The 18,154-nt window shown below is 55.4% G+C and carries 19 protein-coding genes and 1 pseudogene; 6 read left to right on the forward strand and 14 right to left on the reverse strand.

What is annotated here, in order from left to right; genetic code table 11:
• Positions 1 to 208, forward strand: a pseudogene (locus J4P41_RS03520) (IS5/IS1182 family transposase); the annotation flags it as partial.
• 230 nt (positions 209 to 438) lie between these two features.
• On the opposite strand, the gene J4P41_RS03525 reads toward J4P41_RS03520, so the two are convergent.
• The 6 genes from J4P41_RS03525 to J4P41_RS03550 all read right to left on the reverse strand — a co-directional run bounded on the left by J4P41_RS03525 (position 439) and on the right by J4P41_RS03550 (position 8,101).
• Entirely contained in the window at positions 439 to 888 is a 450-nt protein-coding gene (locus tag J4P41_RS03525; protein ID WP_426066136.1) for a hypothetical protein, read from the reverse strand.
• A 969-nt stretch (positions 889 to 1,857) separates the two neighbouring features.
• Entirely contained in the window at positions 1,858 to 2,607 is a 750-nt protein-coding gene (locus J4P41_RS03530; protein ID WP_426066137.1) for a transglycosylase SLT domain-containing protein, read from the reverse strand.
• Positions 2,608 to 2,650: 43 nt separating this feature from the next.
• Positions 2,651 to 4,441, reverse strand: a complete 1,791-nt coding sequence (locus J4P41_RS03535) for a M24 family metallopeptidase (RefSeq protein WP_426066138.1) — start codon at positions 4,439 to 4,441, stop codon at positions 2,651 to 2,653.
• Positions 4,438 to 4,968: a GNAT family N-acetyltransferase gene (locus J4P41_RS03540; RefSeq protein ID WP_426066288.1), complete on the reverse strand. Its 531-nt coding sequence runs from the start codon at positions 4,966 to 4,968 to the stop codon at positions 4,438 to 4,440. The genes J4P41_RS03535 and J4P41_RS03540 overlap by 4 nt, the downstream gene beginning before the upstream one ends.
• A 2-nt stretch (positions 4,969 to 4,970) precedes the next feature.
• Complete coding sequence (locus J4P41_RS03545; protein WP_426066289.1) at positions 4,971 to 5,876, reverse strand: 50S ribosomal protein L11 methyltransferase; 906 nt, start codon at positions 5,874 to 5,876, stop codon at positions 4,971 to 4,973.
• Positions 5,876 to 8,101 carry an ATP-dependent helicase gene (locus J4P41_RS03550; RefSeq protein WP_426066139.1) on the reverse strand — a complete coding sequence of 742 codons (2,226 nt, stop codon included), beginning with the start codon at positions 8,099 to 8,101 and terminating at the stop codon, positions 5,876 to 5,878. The genes J4P41_RS03545 and J4P41_RS03550 overlap by 1 nt, the downstream gene beginning before the upstream one ends.
• 27 nt (positions 8,102 to 8,128) lie before the next feature.
• On the opposite strand from J4P41_RS03550, the gene J4P41_RS03555 reads away from it, so the two are divergent.
• Positions 8,129 to 8,824, forward strand: a complete 696-nt coding sequence (locus tag J4P41_RS03555; protein ID WP_426066140.1) for a JAB domain-containing protein — start codon at positions 8,129 to 8,131, stop codon at positions 8,822 to 8,824.
• 152 nt (positions 8,825 to 8,976) lie between these two features.
• Complete coding sequence (radC, locus tag J4P41_RS03560) at positions 8,977 to 9,735, forward strand: RadC family protein (protein ID WP_426066141.1); 759 nt, start codon at positions 8,977 to 8,979, stop codon at positions 9,733 to 9,735.
• A gap of 18 nt (positions 9,736 to 9,753) precedes the next feature.
• Here radC and J4P41_RS03565 read toward each other — a convergent pair whose 3' ends face one another.
• From J4P41_RS03565 to rpmE, 6 genes are all read right to left on the reverse strand, one after another.
• A complete protein-coding gene (locus J4P41_RS03565) occupies positions 9,754 to 10,884 on the reverse strand; it encodes a 5-(carboxyamino)imidazole ribonucleotide synthase (RefSeq protein WP_426066142.1) in 1,131 nt (376 codons plus the stop codon).
• A complete protein-coding gene (gene purE, locus J4P41_RS03570) occupies positions 10,881 to 11,405 on the reverse strand; it encodes a 5-(carboxyamino)imidazole ribonucleotide mutase (protein ID WP_010501649.1) in 525 nt (174 codons plus the stop codon). Before purE ends, J4P41_RS03565 begins: the two co-directional genes overlap by 4 nt.
• Complete coding sequence (locus J4P41_RS03575; RefSeq protein WP_007281975.1) at positions 11,405 to 11,605, reverse strand: YdcH family protein; 201 nt, start codon at positions 11,603 to 11,605, stop codon at positions 11,405 to 11,407. The genes purE and J4P41_RS03575 overlap by 1 nt, the downstream gene beginning before the upstream one ends.
• Before the next feature lie 162 nt (positions 11,606 to 11,767).
• Positions 11,768 to 12,352 (reverse strand): DUF1013 domain-containing protein, encoded by a 585-nt coding sequence (locus tag J4P41_RS03580; RefSeq protein ID WP_010501648.1) that lies wholly within the window; start codon positions 12,350 to 12,352, stop codon positions 11,768 to 11,770.
• A 212-nt stretch (positions 12,353 to 12,564) separates the two neighbouring features.
• Entirely contained in the window at positions 12,565 to 13,047 is a 483-nt protein-coding gene (locus tag J4P41_RS03585; protein WP_426066143.1) for an Hsp20 family protein, read from the reverse strand.
• A gap of 156 nt (positions 13,048 to 13,203) precedes the next feature.
• Positions 13,204 to 13,428, reverse strand: a complete 225-nt coding sequence (gene rpmE / locus J4P41_RS03590) for a 50S ribosomal protein L31 (protein WP_007281980.1) — start codon at positions 13,426 to 13,428, stop codon at positions 13,204 to 13,206.
• A gap of 191 nt (positions 13,429 to 13,619) precedes the next feature.
• Here rpmE and mscL point away from each other — a divergent pair, with 191 nt between their 5' ends.
• Together mscL and J4P41_RS03600 are read left to right on the forward strand one after the other, a co-directional pair.
• Positions 13,620 to 14,078 (forward strand): large-conductance mechanosensitive channel protein MscL, encoded by a 459-nt coding sequence (mscL, locus tag J4P41_RS03595; protein ID WP_023942477.1) that lies wholly within the window; start codon positions 13,620 to 13,622, stop codon positions 14,076 to 14,078.
• Between the two features lie 59 nt (positions 14,079 to 14,137).
• Complete coding sequence (locus J4P41_RS03600; protein WP_426066144.1) at positions 14,138 to 14,410, forward strand: hypothetical protein; 273 nt, start codon at positions 14,138 to 14,140, stop codon at positions 14,408 to 14,410.
• Between the two features lie 77 nt (positions 14,411 to 14,487).
• On the opposite strand, the gene secF is transcribed toward J4P41_RS03600, so the two are convergent.
• Together secF and secD are read right to left on the reverse strand one after the other, a co-directional pair.
• Complete coding sequence (gene secF, locus J4P41_RS03605; RefSeq protein WP_426066145.1) at positions 14,488 to 15,435, reverse strand: protein translocase subunit SecF; 948 nt, start codon at positions 15,433 to 15,435, stop codon at positions 14,488 to 14,490.
• A gap of 5 nt (positions 15,436 to 15,440) precedes the next feature.
• Positions 15,441 to 16,982, reverse strand: coding sequence for a protein translocase subunit SecD (gene secD / locus J4P41_RS03610; RefSeq protein WP_426066290.1), 1,542 nt, complete (start codon positions 16,980 to 16,982; stop codon positions 15,441 to 15,443).
• Positions 16,983 to 17,144: 162 nt separating this feature from the next.
• Between secD and J4P41_RS03615 the strand changes: the two genes are divergently transcribed.
• Positions 17,145 to 18,140 (forward strand): Gfo/Idh/MocA family protein, encoded by a 996-nt coding sequence (locus tag J4P41_RS03615; protein WP_426066146.1) that lies wholly within the window; start codon positions 17,145 to 17,147, stop codon positions 18,138 to 18,140.
• The last annotated feature ends 14 nt before the right edge of the window (positions 18,141 to 18,154 follow it).

The following is an 18,154-nucleotide window of genomic DNA, read 5'->3' on the forward strand; positions in this document are numbered from 1 at the left end:
TATGCCCCGGCATATCCAGAAATCGAATGCTGGAAAGTCGGTGGTCCGATCTCGTGTCGAGCATGTCTTTGCCGATCAGAAATCGCAAATGGGTCTGTTCGTCCGAACTGTCGGTATCACCCGGGCCGCCATGAGGATCGGCCTGGCCAATATCGTCTATAATATGCGCCGCTTCCTCTTCCTCGAAAGATTGAACGCGAGCGCGTAGTCCTCCCACCGGCGATGGACCGTGATCTGCTCAAAACGCAGAGCGAAAGTCACCCCGGAAACCCTCAATCAAAGCGCCAAAAAACTAAAATCATCAGACAAGCGCATCAACAAACAGTTCTTCGATCCCTCCACCTTACGGAACGATTGCATCTCTTGCGCTGAATGCCAGCCGCCTGCAGATCAGTTCCCCAAACTTCCTCGCAAAATAATAGAGATGAACACGAGCACTCATAGGGAAACATGCAAAATTCGGAAGGCCTGCTCCTCCGTCATAAGCGGAGCAGATACGGATACAATGCCAAGCACACCTTCAAAAACAGACAAAACCGTTTTTAAGGCAGATACAGTCGTGCTAGCGTTCACCAAGATCGAGCCAGAAGTCATAGATGATGCCCGAGACAAAGCACTCCCAAGCAACGCCGCAACATTCTGTAAACCTTCCAGAATAGAATCAATCTGGCTCTTGAAAGACGTACTGTCATAAGTAATTGTGACATTCGATCCCGCTGAATTTGAAAATTCAGTCAAAGCATTTTGCAACGCTACTCTGGCAGTTTCGATTGCCGCTACAGATGAGGAACCAATCACTGAAGAGACCGCGCCGATGGACAGGATTGTTGTTACAGCGTTAAGGCCTGCATCTCCATAAGCTTTTATTTTTGCAACGTTCAACCTCACGGTCATTACATTACCAGAACTCGTGACTGTGCAAGCTCCCAGTATACCGAGAGAAGATCCCACCGTAAGGTATTTAATAAAAGATCTACGATTATGAAACATTTAATTATCTTTTTATAAAATATTTTTCTAAACCAAAATCACAACAAAAGTAGTTATTGTTTATTGTAATTTTAGGATTATATTTCTTATCAAGAAAAATTGCGCTCACCAAAGATAAACATCTGTCAACCAAAGAATATCGTACAGCCTAAATTTAAGAGCAGAAGGTTACTCTTTTAGGCAAAAAACCAAACTTACCGCTTTTAGAAACAAACAAAGCGAAGCCTTATTGAAACTAGGCGTCACACGGAATGTCTTGATGAGGCATGCCAGCCTGCTTATAGCGAGGATAGGGGCCGCGATGTGAGATCACGCACCGAAGTAAATTTAAACAAATCAGTGTAGCGGAACCAATCTCACGATCCGAAACACTACCAAGAAACACATCTTTCAAAGGATAATCCGAGCTGTCTTTCAGTGGAAATTTCGATCCGTTTGAGATCTTTCGTGATCTTTGGGAGCTGTTGAAAGGGCTATATCGCCTGATGCTCTACCTCTATCATCTTTTGACAGGTTTTCCTCCGCAACATTGAACCAGATGAGACGTTATCGTCGGCCTGCTTATATCCGGCCGGCCTTTAACGGAGAAACATCATGAGGTTCCATCTGCTCTTGGGGCCCGTACTGCTTGCCCTATCTTTGACAGCCTGCGTCGACCATCACCACCATGATCGGACAGACCGAACGCACTGGCGCCAGGGGGATACACCTGGGCCGTATTCAGGCTATAAGCAGAACCGATGGACGGCCCCCAATAACTGACATCGGTTTTTCTAATTCTGGCGCCAGGCTAACCGGACAGGCGCGGCCCTGTAAGACATCAGGTCCCGGCCACGACCTGCGCCAGGCACATTACTTCCGGAGTTTTCAGGTCGCCTGATGACACGAGATGGGGGCGCATAAACGACACGAGCCACCTCTCCCCCCCTGAATTCTCTGCGGAGCCGAGATCGGACGAGGATATGAATATTGGCTCTGGCTGGGCGAATGCCATGTCGATTCCGGCATAATGACCCTGAGGCCTGCGCCTGTCATGACAACCTGAGGCAGGAAGTCAGGGGGTCGATAGGTATCAGGCTTTCCATTCCATATCGCCATCACATGCTGTTCGTATTCAGCCCCTAAAGAGGGAGTCAGTGAATGATAGGCCGCAGTAGCAGCAGGCCAACCGTGAAGCTGACTGAAAAGATTTCTTAAAAACAGGGCTCCATAACGAGCATTTCTGAACGGGTCGAATGCCTCTTCAAGCGAAGCAAACGCGTCCGGATGATGATGCAGATTGATCTGCATACACCCTACATCAATCGAAACGATTCCTGCCCGCCGAAACTCTTCTACTGCGGCAACAGCTTCTGCTTTTGAACCGTAAAAATATCCCCGTCCTGCGGCATTGACCGTCCAAGGCCATGCTACGACCTGACCCGACAGCGGATCGCGGCGACCACTTTCCACACGACTGATAGCGTTTAACAATCCAGACGGAATAGCTGTATTTCGCTCGGCATCACCAACCGCCTCGTGACAAACAGCGCCCGCCACATCCCAGTCATTAGCATGCCCCAATTTCGGCAAGCCCAGAACAATACAGAAGAGCAGAAGAAGCGTTTTGCCGGTCATAATGCTCTATATGACCGGCAAATATGAAAAAACGCTTACCAGATCAGGCGTTATTTCTCAGAACAGGCGCACAGGCATCTTCAAGCCAAGCCAAAACATCCGCTTCAACATCCGGCCCGACACGCGTCAGAACTTCAGCATGATAGGCGTTCAGCCACGTCAGTTCAGCATCATCCAACAACGTCACATCGATTAATTCACGATCAATCGGGGTATAGCTCAGGATCTCGAATTCGAGGAAAATCCCCTTGGCGCTCTGATAAGCCGATGGCTTTACGAGCATCAGATTTTCAATACGGATGCCATAAGCCCCCGGCTCGTAATACCCCGGTTCATTGGAAACGATCATACCCGCTTCCAGAGCCGTTGGGCGAGGGGCAGGGGAAATGTTCTGCGGCCCTTCATGAACTGACAGATAACTGCCAATTCCATGACCCGTCCCGTGATCGTAATCCAGCCCGATTTCCCACAGCGCAGCACGCGCCAGAGTGTCCAGACGATGCCCCGTTGTACCGGGCGGGAAGCGCACACGGGAAAGCGCAATATTGCCCTTCAGAACACGTGTGAAATTCTCTTTGATGCTCTGCGGAGCGGCATCAGGCCCGATCCATAGCGTGCGGGTAATATCCGTCGTCCCGAAGGGATACTGACCACCGCTATCAATCAGATACACATTATTGGGCGCCAAAACCCGGTCTTTGCCGACTTCCGCACGATAATGTGGGTACGCGCCATTCGGTCCCGCCGCGGAAATCGCGTCGAAGCTCTGCTCTCGATAATCGGAAGACTGGGCACGAAAACCGTTCAAACGGTCGACCAGATCCGTCTCACGTTGACCGGCTGCTGAGCTAGACAGCGAGTGCAGGAACCTCGCCATCGCAATCCCGTCCAGCTTATGCGCCCGGCGTGATCCTTCCTGCTCCACACTGTTCTTGACGGCCTTGGGCAAGGTGCACGGATCATTACCATCCACAACCTTGGCACCAACAGCTTTCAGGGTCGTTTCAAACCACACCGGCGTCGTCACCGGATCAAGCCGAACAACCTTGCCCGCCAGCGTACCCAAACGCTCTTCAAGCAGATCCGGCGTACAGACGGCGACATCTGCACCTAGAACATCAACCAGACCGCTCTCAAGGCGAGCAGGATCTGCAAACAGTTCTGCCCTGCCATCAGCATGAAGAATACCATAGCCGTGCGCTACAGGGGTGAGGGGCACATCATTCCCACGGATGTTCAGCAACCACGCAATAGAGGTACAATCCGCGAGCACAACGGCATCCTGACTCGAACGCATCAGGAATGCAGCAAGACGCTCCCGTTTGCTCGTACTGCTTTCCCCTGCAAACGTCAGTGGTTGCTCAACAATAGTGCTCGCCGGAGCAGAAGGCCGATCCATCCAGGCCTGATCAATCGGATTAACCGCCAATGGAACCAGTTCAACGCCCGGCGCAGCCCATGCAGCAAGCATGGAACGACTGACCAGCTTCGGATCGTAGCCAACCCGCAAACCGGCTGCCTTCTCCGTCAGCCAATCCGAAGCCGGTTCCAGCGTCACATGTCGCCGCTCCCATAGCTCATGCGGAACCTGCTCTTCCATCTGAACCGTATAACGACCATCGGAAAACACAGCCGCTGCGTCCAGCAAAAGAACCGCAAGACCCGCACTTCCCGTAAAGCCCGTCAGCCAGGCAAGACGATCAGAGCAGGGAGCCACATATTCCCCGAGATATTCATCTCCACGAGGAATAATGAAACCTGAAACTCCCAGAGCCTCACAAGCCTTGCGAACAAGGGCAGGGCGCTCATTCAGGGGAATGGAAGAAACGGTCATGGAAAATCCTTTTCCGGTTCGAATACTGCCTCAAGGCAGAGCGTCATGAAGAGAAGGTCGAGCCAGCGCCCACCTTTTCGCCCCACCTGAGGTAAAATACCGCTGTTCTGAAAACCAAACTGGCGATGAAGGGCAACCGAAGCCTCATTACCAGCCGTAATACCGGCCACCATGACATGAAAACCGGCCTGTCTGGCATGATCGATCAATCGGGCCAATAACATGCGCCCGAGACCTCGCCCCTGATGCTCGACATCCACATACACTGAGTGTTCGATCGTCTTGGCGTAGCCCTCAAAAGCGCGAAAAGCCCCATAGGAAGCATATCCGCAAACGTCTCCGTTTTCGCTCACAGCCACGAACACCGGAAACCCCTGAGCCAGACGATCCGAAACCCATTTCTGACGCTGCTCCAGCGTGAATGGTGTGCTGATCCACAAAGCATCCGTGTGGGCAATCGCATGATTCGTGATCTGCAGAATTGCAGGCAGGTCCTCATCCTGAACGTCTCGGATCACGAACACTATTGTCAGCCTCGCTTACGCAGGATCAACGTCGCCCAGTCACCTTCACGCAAGAGCCGCTCAAGAACGAGCCCCTGACGGCGATGTGCCGCCAGAACCATATTGGCCTGTGTGTAGAGCAGACCCGCCAGAATAGCGGTGCCGTTCGGAGCCAGATTCAGCGCCAGAGACTGTGCCATCCGGCAAAGCGGACGCGCCAGAATATTAGCAAACACCAGATCATACGGTGCCTTGACCCGCACCTGATTGGTATTCCAGCCATTACCAAAGCGGCAATCCAGCAAATTACCCTGGCCATTCAACCGGGCATTGGTCTTCGCCGTCCGAACAGACCATGGCTCGATATCAACGGCCAGGACGGGACGATGCAGCAGCTTGGCTGCCGCCATAGCCAAAATGCCCGACCCACACCCCATATCCAGAATGTGCCGAGGCTTGCGGTAGGCCACCATTTCCAGAGCGCGCAGACAACCCCGCGTCGAGCCATGCTCACCCGAACCAAACGCGATACCTGCATCCAGCGTGATGGTCAGGCGGGACTGGTCCGGGGCACCATGCAGATGCGTGCCGCGAATGGCAAAACGCTTGCCGACATTCTGCTGCGGAAAGGACTCATACGTCCGCGCAAGCCAGCCCTCTGCCTCGGTTGCTTCCCGAACAAGTTCAGCATCACAGCCTGTCAGAAGACGGGCAACAGAAAGCGCGTTTTCAAGCTCGTCTTCCTTGTAGCCAATATCCTTAACCCCTTCGAGGCGCCAGTATTTCTGCTCGTCATCAGCCTCGAAAATACCAACGGTCTCACAGACGCACATCAGCACCTGCTCGAAGAGAGGAACGTATTCCTCCTCCACCGTAATGGACAGGGTTTCAAGCGCACTGGCATGGCGTCGGCCAATGCTGCGGGGTGCCATCACGATCTGATCTCCACGAAATTTGCCATGACGCGCTTGATGCCGCCATTTTCAAAGTTGATTTCAAGCCGGCTGCCATCCACCGCAATCACGGTGCCCTCGCCAAACTTCTGATGAAAAACCGTCGCTCCAACCGGAACATTCGCCTGCGGCTGCACATCCGTGACGCGGGGGCGAGGGACCTGAGACATCCCGGAAGGACGGGTACTCGTAAAAGGCCCGGACGCAAACATGGAAGGCGCTGCTGCAGCCTGCCTCCGGCTTTCAAGAGACTGCCCACTTGTCTGAACGTATTCGGACGGAATTTCTTCGATGAACCGACTTGGCATCGAAGCCTGCCAGTTCGCGTAAATCCGCCGACTGGCCGCGTGAACAACGATGGCCCGAAGCCTCGCCCGCGTCAGCCCGACATAGGCCAGACGCCGTTCTTCTTCGAGCGCCCGGTTCCCGCCTTCATCCAGGGACCGCTGAGACGGGAAAACACCTTCCTCCCAACCGGGCAGAAACACCGTATCGAACTCCAGCCCCTTGGAGCCATGCAACGTCATGAGACGGACCTTGTCGTCAGTCGTCTCGCTTTCCGTATCCATGACAAGCGCCACATGTTCCAGAAAGCCCTCAAGCGTCGCAAACTCACCGATCGCCCGCAAAAGCTCACGGATATTATCGAGACGCCCCGGTGCTTCCACAGACCGGTCATCGCGCCACATCTGCAAATAACCGCTATCCTCAAGAAGCTGCTCGACCGCCACAACCTGACCTTCCGTCTCCAGCGTCGCTTTCGCACGCTGGAACGCTTCCATCAGACTGGTCAGAGCCTCCTTGGACTTTCCCTTGAGCGCGCCCTGTTCAATCTGCGTCAGAACAGCAGCCGTCAACGGGCCGGGCAGGGTGCGCGCCAGACCATGCAGTTTCTGGACCGCGACAGCCCCCACACCACGCTTGGGAACATTGATGATGCGCTCGAACGCAAGATCATCAGAAGGCTGCGACAGAACCCGCATATACGCCAGACAGTCCCGGATTTCCGCACGCTCATAAAACCGCAGACCGCCAACAATCCGATAGGGGACACCGATCATCATCAGGCGCTCTTCGAAGGGCCGCGTCTGAAAACCGGCCCGCATCAGAATAGCCATTTCGGACAAGGGGTGCCCATCGGCATGGAGACGCTCAATCGCTCCGCCGACAATCCGGGCTTCCTCATCGGAATCCCGAACACCGATAATCTGCACCTTCTCGCCCTGCGCATCCTCGCGCCCGGGACGAAGCGTCTTGCCCAGGCGGCCTTCATTATGCGCGATCAACCCCGCAGCAGCCGCCAGGATCTGCGCCGTTGAACGATAGTTCTGCTCCAGCCTTACGACCGCTGCACCCGGAAAATCCTGCTCGAACCGCAGAATGTTCTCAACCTCAGCCCCACGCCAGGAATAGATCGACTGATCGTCATCCCCCACGCAGGCAATATTGGACGGACCCTGCTCGCGCTTCGCCAGCAGACGCAGCCAGAGATACTGGATCGTGTTGGTATCCTGATACTCATCCACAAGAATATAGCGGAAGATGCGGTGGTACTGCGCCAGCACGTTCGGCTGGGACCGCAGGATCTCCACCATGTGCAGCATCAAATCGCCAAAATCGCAGGTATTCAGTTCCCGCAGCCGCACCTGATAGGCCCGATAGATCGCCAGCGCGTGCCCATTGGCAAAATCGGTATCTTCAGCAGGCGTCACGCGATCCGGCGTCAGCCCACGGTCTTTCCAGCGCTGGATAATCCCCATGAGCTGGTTCGGCGGCCAACGCTTCGTATCCAGCCGAAACGGCTCCATGATCTGCTTAAACAAACGAAGCTGATCGTCGGTATCCAGAATATTGAACCCGCTCGTCAGGCCTACATATTCCGCATGCCGCCGCAACATCCGCGCGCAGATGGCATGGAACGTGCCGAGCCATAGCCCTTCGGCCGGCTCGCCAAGGATCGCCCCAACACGCTCGCGCATTTCCCGCGCCGCCTTGTTGGTAAAGGTCACGGCCAGGATCTGGCTCGGATAGGCACGGCCAGTCAGAAGCAGATGAGCAAACCGCGTCGTCAGAACGCGGGTCTTTCCCGTTCCTGCACCGGCAAGGATCAGAAGAGGGCCTTCGGTTGTCTCGATGGCACGTCTCTGTTCCGGGTTCAGGCGGGAGAGATAGTCGGGGGTGGGGATGAGAGGGTCTTGCGGCACACTCCCGATATAGAGTGTGATGCTCCTATGGCCAACACATCATCTTCCCGGATTGACCTGACACGCGGTACTGGGCCGCAGGGACATCGCGCCCGGATGCGAACCCGCGTGGAAACCAACGGTGCCGAAACCCTTGCGGATTACGAACTTCTGGAAATGCTGCTGTTTCTGGGGATCCCACGCAAGGACACGAAACCTCTCGCCAAGGGCCTCATCAGCCACTTCGGAAGTCTCATCAACGTCTTCCGTGCGCCAACGCGGGATCTGCGAAATACCGGCCTGAACGACGATACCATCCGAGCCCTTCGTCTGCCATCAGTCGCCGCAGAACGCCTCGCTTCAGCGGAACACCGTGAACGCCCCATTCTGGGAAACTGGCCCCAACTGACAGAGTACCTTGAAACAGCACTGAAAAGCGCAGTCGCCGGACAGCTTCGCGTTCTCTATCTGGATAACCGAAACCGGCTCCTCGCGGATGAAGCCGCTCCGCCAGAGGAAGATATTACCTTCCTGAACCGCGCCATCGCCATTCGCGCCCTGGCTCTGCACGCTACAGCCATCATCGGCGTACACGTCCAGCCCGCCCTGAAAGCACCAGCCCTCTCAACAGCCGCACGAACACTGGAAAACGCTCTCAGGCCACTCTCCATTGTTCTGCATGATGTCCTTATCAGCACCAAAACAGCAACTCTCAGCAGCCTCAGACAGGAATGCCTCCTGTAAGTTTCATCCCCGCGTGTGCGGGGAACACTCTTCCTGTTAGATAGCTGTTTTCCAAAGGAAAAACAGCCCTCGAAAAATCTACCGATTTTTTAAGCTTTTTTGAGGGCCGGTGCTACCTTGATCTTCTTCGCCTTACAGTGCCAGAAAAACAAATGACTAATGCTCCGGCCTCTGATGATGGGTTTGCTGAATACTCAGGAAAAATCCTTTTCCAAACCGTACCATTCTCCATCAACCCACAGCCGACAAACAACGAGCATATTCCGCCTCCTGTTGCCCTTCTGAGCGGACGGGGACGACACCTGGACGATGACACTCTGCTACGCCTGATCGTTCAGATTTTTACGGGCCGTAAAGAAAAAGTGGACCCTCTCGTTCCAGCACTTCTGGAACGCTTTGGTTCAGTGGCGGCCCTGCTTTCCGCCAGCAATCGGGAACTCGCGGGCATCAGGGACATGGGCACTCATATGGTTCCCATGATCCGCGTCCTGCAGGAAGCAGCGCTCCGGTATAACCGGGAACGGTTACCAAAGGCCGATTTGCTCGATAGTGAGCAGAAGCTGCTCGACTATCTGACAGCCCGGCTTGCCCGTGAAAATATTGAGCAATTCCGCATTCTTTTCCTCAACGAGCAGCAAGGCCTCATTGCAGATGAGGCTCAGGCCCGCGGAACCGTCAACCATACTCCCGTTTATCCAAGAGAAGTGGCCAGACGCGCTATAGAGGTAGAAGCAACCTCTCTCGTTCTGGTGCATAACCACCCTAGCGGCGATCCAACGCCCTCACAGGCCGATATCCAGATGACCCAGCAGGTTCAAGCTGCGCTGGAAGTGGTGGGCATTCAACTTACGGACCATCTCATCATCGGAAATGGCCGCCACACCAGCTTTCAGCGTACAGGCCTGCTCTAATTTAAAACATGAACCGCCTCAGCCACGCGGAGGCAGCAGACCTTCCAGCGCCAGTTCACCCGGCAGGGCACCACGAGGAAAAATCGTATTAACGTGCCCCATCTTCCGGCCCGGGCGGGCGTCACGTTTTCCATACAGATGAAGCGATGCACCATCCGTTGCCAGAATACCCGCCACGCGCGCCATATCTTCCGGACCAACAAGATTGTGCATGACGGCATCGGAATGACGCCGTGCAGGCGGTAGGGGTAACCCGGTCACAGCGCGGATGTGCATCTCAAACTGGTCGATCAAACACGCATCCATCGTCCAGTGCCCTGAATTATGCGGGCGAGGAGCAATTTCATTCACCAGAAGCTGACCATCGGCTCCATGGAACAACTCCACCCCCATGATGCCGACAAGGTCCAGTTCCACCGCAATTTTCATCGCGATCGCCTGAGCTTCCTCAGCCACATCAGGCATGATCCGGGCCGGGGCGAGAGTGACATCCAGAATACCGTCCCGATGACGGTTTTCGACCGTATCAAAACACCGGACAGTCCCGTCAATACCACGCACGACCATGACACTCAGCTCACGCTGGAAATCAATCATCTTCTCGGCAACGAGTGGGTAGGGAAGATCTGTCAGTGCAGAAAGCGCTTCCGCACTCTCAACGCGGAACTGCCCCTTGCCATCATACCCAAAACGCGTGGTCTTCAGAAGGAGAGGAAAACCGAGTTCTTCCAGAGCCTTCAGGTCCTCCGGGCCAGACACAGCCTTCCAGGGAGCAAGTGTAATCCCCGCTTTGGCCAGACGCGTCTTTTCCAGAATACGATCCTGACTCACACGGAGGATTTCGCCTGCAGGGCGAACAGGCCGATGCTTCGCCAGAAGCGATAATCCTTCGGCGCTAATATTCTCGAATTCAAATGTGATGACATCACAACGGGATGCAAATTCTTCGAGAGCCGCTGGATCATCATACGAGCCAATCGTCGCAGAAGCCGAAACTTCGATTGCAGGACTCGTCGGAGCAGGGTTCAGAATATGAACGCGATAGCCCAGCTTGGCCGCAGCCATGGCTGACATGCGGCCAAGTTGCCCTCCGCCAATAATCCCGACCGTGCTCCCCGGCTCAAATACGGCGTTCGTCTGCACTGTCATTCGACTGGTACGTCCGCAACCGCAGCCGTCTGCGTGCCGCGCCATGCGTCAAGCCGCGCCGCAAGTTCAGGATCAGAGAGAGACAGAATGGAGGCAGCCAGAAGGCCAGCATTTTTCGCGCCTGCCTTACCGATAGCCAGTGTTCCCACAGGCACACCACCCGGCATCTGAACGATGGACAAAAGACTGTCCTGTCCCTTCAGGGCGTGGCTTTCAACAGGAACCCCCAGAACAGGCAAAGACGTCCACGCCGCACACATACCCGGCAGATGGGCAGCGCCGCCAGCGCCCGCAATAACCACATGCAACCCACGGCTCCGGGCCGTCCGGGCATAGTCGGCAAGGCGGTCAGGCGTGCGATGCGCGGAGACAATCCGACGTTCATGGGCGATACCGAGTTCATCCAGAATATCGCAGGCATGCCGCATGGTTTCCCAGTCAGACTGGCTTCCCATGATGACGCCAACGCGCACGGCGCTCTCGGCTTGAAGGGTCTCGCTGGAAGAAAGAATCTGGCTCATCAGGCAATGTTATCCGGAATCAGACGGGTCTCGATCCAGGAAATCTCGTCTTTAAGCTGCAACTTGCGTTTTTTGAGACGCTGAAGCTGGAGCTGGTTGAGGGGATGGTCCACCAGACGCTCAATGACCGTATCAAGATCGCGATGCTCGCTCCGCAGTTCGTGGAGGCGTCTGAGCATGGCATTATTGTCAGTCATCATCGCTGTCAGTCCCGGAACTCTGTCTGGGCATGATGGAGAACTGAAGTCGTTCCGTCCACCATCATGTCTCCATATCACAGGCAAAAAGGCAGAGGTTGTTTCCAGCCCATGCCAATAAAAAAGGATGCAGCCCCATCCGGCACTGCATCCCCATCGTCTGACTTAGAGAGCTTCGTCTTCGTGGGCGTCAAACGCGCTGACAACTGGCAGGGTATGTCCCTCACGCGCAAGACGGTCATTAGCCGCCGACACAGCTGCATTGAGATCCATCTGCGTGCACAACCCAAGAATAACCGGATCGCGGGGCTTGATGTTGGCACTGTTCCAATGCTGGCGATCACGCACCTTGATAATGGTGTCCTTCGTCGTGCCAAGCAGCTTGACGATCTGGGCTTCCGTGAGTTGCGGGAACTGACGAAGGATAAATGCAATCGCGTCCGGCCGATCGTTACGTCTCGCAACCGGCGTATAGCGGGCCCCCTTGGCACGGCGCTTGACCGGGCTTCCGGAAGACAGAATCTTGAGCTTGGCGTCAGGGTTGGCTTCACAGCGTTTGATTTCAGCTTCGGAAAGCTGATGATTCTTGACCGGATCGTAGCCATTGATGCCGGCAGCAACTTCGCCATCAGCAATCGCCTGCACTTCAAGCGGATGCATGCCGCAGAACTCAGCAATCTGTGTAAATGTCAGGCCGGTTTTTTCGATCAGCCAGACGGCCGTGGCCTTGGGCATCAAAGGCAGGGTCATGTCAGTGCGTTCCTTGTGGGGCGCTTCAGGGGCCCGCGAAAGCGCAGGCACCGATTGGCGTACCCGGAGAGGAGAACTGAAAGCCCACTCGGGATATAATCGCGGCACCTGCTGGATGCGCGGCGATAATGGAAACGATATGGGGCACCATCCAGCCTCCGGTCAAGGTCGAAACGGCAGGACTGCACAAAAAGCAGCCCTGCCTCCCGTCATCATGCTGCCTGATGTGCCTCAATGTGACAATGCTGAGCTTCACGTGAGACCGTCTGGGACGATGCCGCAGTAACAATGGGGATACGACGTGGCCTTGCAGTTTCCGGCACAACCTGCCGAACAACAATCGTCAGCAATCCATTACGCAATTCAGCTTCATCAATCTCGGTATGATCCGCTAACACAAACCGGCGCTCGAATGCGCGCGTCGCAATGCCGCGATGCAGCCACTCGCGTTCACGGTTGCTCTCAGGCACTCGCCCGCGAATGACAAGCGTGTTGTCTTCCTGAAGCACCTCAACATCTTCCGGACCGAACCCGGCAAGCGCCATGGTCAACGCGTAATCCGTCTCTGCCGTTTTTTCGATGTTGTAAGGGGGGTAGCTCGGCATAGCCTGAGCATTGGCAGCATTTCCGGCCATGCGGGCCAGACGATCAAAGCCGATTGCGCTGCGAAACAACGGCGTAAAGTCATAAGACATGGAAACCTCCTTAAGGCAGGGTTCATCTGGTGCAGTTCCCAAAAGAGGCGAACCGCGATTGGTCTATCGGTCACGACCCGAAAGGCGTCATGACCGATATTCCAGATGGTACCTGTCCTGCGACGCTTCAAGAGGCGCGCATGGAGGCAGACAAGCTTACTTGCGGGTACCGATACCAGCGAAGCGCTTGTTGAACTTGGCAACCTGGCCTCCGGTATCGAGCATACGCTGCACACCCGTCCATGCCGGATGGGACTTCGGGTCAACGTCCAGACGCAGGGTGGCACCCGGCTCGCCGTAGCAGGAGCGGGTCTTGTATTCGGTGCCATCGGTCATGATGACGGTGATTTCGTGGTAGTCGGGATGGATGCCGGATTTCATGAATTCTCTACTCCAGAAAGAAAGCTCCGATACCGACCGGAGCGAATCATGAGGCGCGTATAACGGAAAGTCCTACAGGATGAAAGCAGACTTTACGGGATCGCCTGAGTCCGTTTATTTCTGGGTTGATGCAGGCATAACTTTTCAGGCCTGCAACCGCGTCTCTGCGGCTCCCCCAAGAAAGGTTTTTTATGAGCGAAACGAAACACGCCCTGCACACTCCGGGCTGGGTCAGCGATTTCCAGAAATTCATCATGCGCGGCAATGTTCTGGATCTCGCCGTCGGCGTGATCATCGGTGCAGCGTTCACAACCATTGTGAACAGCGCCGTCAAGGACGTTCTGACACCATTCATCGGCCTTTTGACCGGCGGTGTTGACTTTTCCAACCTATTCATCACCCTCAAAGGACCGGTTAAGGACACCCTTGAAGAAGCCCAGAAGGCTGGTGCTGTCACCGTCAATATCGGCGTATTCCTGAATGCTGTTATCCAGTTCCTGATCGTTGCGTTCTTCATCTTCTGGGTCGTGCGCCTCATCGGCAAGCTGCACCGTAAAGAAGAAGCTGCTCCAGCAGCTCCGCCAGCACCCACAAAGGAAGAAGTCCTTCTGACGGAAATTCGCGACATCCTCGCCAGCAAGGCGTCCTGATGTCTCGGCAGGCCTTTCCCGGAACGACCTTCATTCAAAGAATGAGCATTTTTGTTCTGATGACAGGCCTGCTTGCAGGATGCGCGGCACACCCGATGGAAGGCGTGCCACCACCCCCAAACGCCCGCTTATATGCCTATCTCGTGGCTCACGGCATGGCGCGTGGAGCATTGATGGGGGGACGGATTACCGCCCAGAATGTTCCAAAGCTGATTTCTCTGGATCATGAGGCCCAAAAGGCCGTTCTGAATGCGATGCGCCTTCAAACGTCTTCGGAAAACCGGAAAGCAGACGCTGCAATCGCAGCACTTCTGACCAGCTTTTCGAGTTAAAGAGCCAGACATCACAACCCCAAAAAAAACCGGCCCTTATGGAGCCGGTTTTTTTGTTTCAAAATTCTGGAAAAAACTCATTCCGCTTCGGGAGTAGAGCCCCCCTTACGCAGACGCTTCTCCCCCATCAGCAGCAGGAGTGGCGCTGCGATGAAGATGGAAGAAGACGTTCCAACCACGATACCGAACAGCATGACAGTCGCAAAACCCGTCAGAGTACTGCCACCAAACAGCGCCAGAGGCAGAGCCGCCAGAAACACTGTCATGGACGTTCCAAGCGTACGATTCAGCGTCTCATTGATGGAAAGATCCAGAAGCTCCCGCAGCGGCATCGTGCGATATTTGCGCAGATTTTCGCGGATGCGATCATAAACCACCACCTTGTCATTGGTTGAATAACCAAGGATCGTCAGCAGCGCTGCCACCATTACCAGATCAAATTCGAAGCGTGTGATGGCCAGAAAACCCACCGTCTTCGTCAGATCAAGGATGAGCGTGATAACCGCGCTAATAGCGAACTCACGCTCAAAGCGGATCCAGATGTATGCCAGGATCATCGCAAGACTGAAACCAAGCGCCAGCAGGCCATCCCGGAACAGTTCGGAAGACACGGAAGCGCCAACGGCATCCGCCCGCAAAACCTTCGTTCCAGGCTCAGCAGCGGAGATGGCAGTCTTGACGCCATCTACAAGCTTCTGCGTCTGAGCCTCCCGGTCAGCACCTTCAGGCGCATTGATCGAGATACGCACATCACGCGGGGACCCGAAAGCCTGAACCGCATCCGGATGGATACCTGCCTTTTCCAGAGCAGAGCGCAGTTTGCCAAAATCAGCCGCACCAGGCGTCTGAGCTTCGACAATGATGCCACCCCGGAAATCCAGACCAAGCTTCAAACCCGGCTGAAAGAACAGAATAACAGACGCAATGGAGAGAACCGCCGAAACGATAAGCCCCATGTGACGGCCGCGCATGAAATTGATGCGCCGATCGTCACGGACAAAGCGGAGAAGGGGACGTGACAGCATGACGTTCAGACCGGCAGTTCTTTGGGACGGGCAAGGGCATACCACCGCACGACAAGGAAGCGTGACAGCAGCAGGGTCGTAAAGAGGGTCGTCACGATACCGATCGTGATGGTCAGAGCGAAGTTTCGCACCGGCCCCGTACCGAACACGAACAGCATGACGTGGGCCAGAAACGCCGTGGCGTTACTATCCACGATCGTGCTGGTCGCGCGTTCGAACCCGGCCTGAAGAGCTTGCAACGGCCCACGACCACGCTTCACTTCCTCACGGATACGCTCGTTGATCAGGATGTTGGCATCAACCGCCATACCCAATGTCAGAAGCATACCCGCCATACCCGGTAGCGTCAGCGTTGCCTGGAACAGCGAGAGGATCGCCACCATCAGGATCAGGTTCGCAAACAGGGCGATATCAGCATACAGACCAAAGCGTCCGTAGAAGAGCACCATGAACACAACAACCAGCAGGAAGCCCACACCCAGGCTGATGATACCGGCATGGATAGAGGCTGCACCAAGGCTCGGGCCAATCGTCCGCTGTTCAATGACGGCGAGCGGAGCGGGAAGGGCACCAGCACGCAGCAGAAGAGCAAGATCAGACGCACTGTGAGCATCAAATCCACCCGTAATCTGGCCGCTTCCAGCCGTGATCGGGTTGATAATATTCGGAGCCTCAATAACCTTGTTGTCCAGAACAATCGCAAAGCGTTTGCCAACATTCGCGCGGGTAGTGTTCGCAAAAGCGGTCGCGCCAGCACTGTTAAGCTGGAACGTCACAGCCCAACCACCGCTCTGCTGATCAATGACGGCACCAGCGTTCGTCAGGTCTGTTCCATCAACATCAACATGATCCTGAACAGCAACTTGAGAGTGCGTGCTGATATCCTCAAGCATCGCTGAGCCGGGGCTTGCGACGCTGGGATTGGGCGCCAGCAGACGGAATGTCAGACGGGCAGTCGTTCCCAGAAGGGTCTTGATCCGCTCCGGATCGCTCACGCCCGGCAGTTCCACGACAATCCGATCATCGCCTTCACGGGCAATGCTCGGATCAATCGCACCCGTCGCATCAATACGACGACGCACGATCTCAATGGACTGAGCCACAGCATCGCGAGCACGGGCCAGCATGGCGTCATGCTGAAGCGTCAGGACAATGCGACCATCCGCTTCTGTGACATGGAACTCATCCGGCACAACAACCGGAAGATCCTGCATGGTCTTCAACGCTGCAGCACGCTCATCATCTGAACGCGGCGCAAAGCTGAGACTGGCCGTCTGATCGTCCTTCTGAAAATCCCGGTAACCGAGAGATTTATCCAGAAGGGTCTGACGCGCGTGATCCTGCAGGGACTGCAAACGATCATGCTCAAGAGACTTCAGATCAAGCTGAAGAAGCAGGTATGACCCACCTCGAAGATCAAGGCCAAGATGGATCTGCCGCCAGGGCAGGGACGGCGTGGGGGCACGCATGAAATTGGGCAGACACAGCAGGAGGCCGATCAGGCAAACGCCTGCGACACCCAGCAGTCTGAGCCGGCTGTAATACATCATAACGGGTCGAGATGTCCTCGGCGGGTTTGGACGGTTCGAGTTTCTTGCGCGGGACCATGCCGCTTCCGCAATGCCGATGCAACCTTTCACCAACATTACGAGCCTATTCTGAGCCTGACGCCTTTGCGAAGGCGCGGCGGGCTGGTAATCCTGTCACGCATGAACACTCGGCGACAGCTTCGGGTCGGCATCGTCGGTGCCGGTCATTTCGGGCGGTTTCACGCTCTCAAGTCAGCGGCAAATCCGGCTGAACATCTAGTGGCGCTCTTCGACCCTGACCCAGCCAGGGCGGCATTGGTTGCCCGTGAAGCAAAATGCGGGGTTGCCCCCACGTACGAAGCACTCCTGGCGGACGTCGAAGCCGTCATCATCGCAGCCCCAGCCGAGTATCACTTCAAACTCGCCAGCAAGGCGCTTGAAGCTGATCGTCATGTTCTGGTGGAAAAACCGATCGCAGCAACACTGGATGAAGCATACAAGCTGGCGACACTTGCTGAACAAACCGGGAAGGTCCTTCAGGTCGGACACCTTCTCCGATATTCCGCAGAACACAAAGCCATTACAGAACGGATCACAAAACCGCTTTACATCGAAGCGACCCGCATAGCGCCCTTCAAACCACGCGGCACAGACGTCTCAGTCATTCTGGACCTGATGATCCACGACCTCGATCTCGTTCTGGCGATTGTAGACAGCCCCATCGCTGCCATTGACGCTATCGGTGCCGCGGTTTCGAGCGAGCATGAAGATATTGCGAATGCACGTGTCCGCTTCGAAAACGGTTGCGTCGCCACGATTACCGCAAGCCGGATTTCCTTGAAAACAGAACGTCGTATGAGACTTTTCTCACAAGACGGATACCTGTCTGCAGACTTCATGGAACGCAAACTGAGCTTTATCGGGCGCGAACGTGGCCTGCCGCTTCCAGGCACCGGAGGGTTCCGGCGAGAAGCCATCAGCTGGAACGATCATGATAATCTGACCGTCGAACATCAGGCTTTTGCAACCTCATGCCTCGAAGGCACTCCGGTGCTCGTAGACGCACAGGCTGGCATCCGGGCGCTGGATGCCGCGATCCGCGTCACGGAAAGCATTCATGCCTCCCGCAAAACCATGGAGCTTTCAGGCCTTATCCCTGCGATGGAACAGACCTAAATCCCCTTAGCAAC

This window comes from Gluconobacter sp. NFX36, from assembly GCF_049887835.1.
Lineage (GTDB): Bacteria > Pseudomonadota > Alphaproteobacteria > Acetobacterales > Acetobacteraceae > Gluconobacter > Gluconobacter japonicus_A.

Bases quoted from the DNA above. Each gene is read 5' to 3' on its own strand.
- J4P41_RS03530 (WP_426066137.1), bottom strand. From the start codon at position 2,607: ATGACCGGCAAAACGCTTCTTCTGCTCTTCTGTATTGTTCTGGGCTTG.
- J4P41_RS03535 (WP_426066138.1), bottom strand. From the start codon at position 4,441: ATGACCGTTTCTTCCATTCCCCTGAATGAGCGCCCTGCCCTTGTTCGC.
- J4P41_RS03545 (WP_426066289.1), bottom strand. From the start codon at position 5,876: ATGGCACCCCGCAGCATTGGCCGACGCCATGCCAGTGCGCTTGAAACC.
- J4P41_RS03555 (WP_426066140.1), top strand. From the start codon at position 8,129: ATGGCCAACACATCATCTTCCCGGATTGACCTGACACGCGGTACTGGG.
- radC (WP_426066141.1), top strand. From the start codon at position 8,977: ATGACTAATGCTCCGGCCTCTGATGATGGGTTTGCTGAATACTCAGGA.
- J4P41_RS03565 (WP_426066142.1), bottom strand. From the start codon at position 10,884: ATGACAGTGCAGACGAACGCCGTATTTGAGCCGGGGAGCACGGTCGGG.
- purE (WP_010501649.1), bottom strand. From the start codon at position 11,405: ATGAGCCAGATTCTTTCTTCCAGCGAGACCCTTCAAGCCGAGAGCGCC.
- J4P41_RS03575 (WP_007281975.1), bottom strand. From the start codon at position 11,605: ATGATGACTGACAATAATGCCATGCTCAGACGCCTCCACGAACTGCGG.
- J4P41_RS03580 (WP_010501648.1), bottom strand. From the start codon at position 12,352: ATGACCCTGCCTTTGATGCCCAAGGCCACGGCCGTCTGGCTGATCGAA.
- J4P41_RS03585 (WP_426066143.1), bottom strand. From the start codon at position 13,047: ATGTCTTATGACTTTACGCCGTTGTTTCGCAGCGCAATCGGCTTTGAT.
- rpmE (WP_007281980.1), bottom strand. From the start codon at position 13,428: ATGAAATCCGGCATCCATCCCGACTACCACGAAATCACCGTCATCATG.
- mscL (WP_023942477.1), top strand. From the start codon at position 13,620: ATGAGCGAAACGAAACACGCCCTGCACACTCCGGGCTGGGTCAGCGAT.
- J4P41_RS03600 (WP_426066144.1), top strand. From the start codon at position 14,138: ATGACAGGCCTGCTTGCAGGATGCGCGGCACACCCGATGGAAGGCGTG.
- secF (WP_426066145.1), bottom strand. From the start codon at position 15,435: ATGCTGTCACGTCCCCTTCTCCGCTTTGTCCGTGACGATCGGCGCATC.
- secD (WP_426066290.1), bottom strand. From the start codon at position 16,982: ATGTATTACAGCCGGCTCAGACTGCTGGGTGTCGCAGGCGTTTGCCTG.
- J4P41_RS03615 (WP_426066146.1), top strand. From the start codon at position 17,145: ATGAACACTCGGCGACAGCTTCGGGTCGGCATCGTCGGTGCCGGTCAT.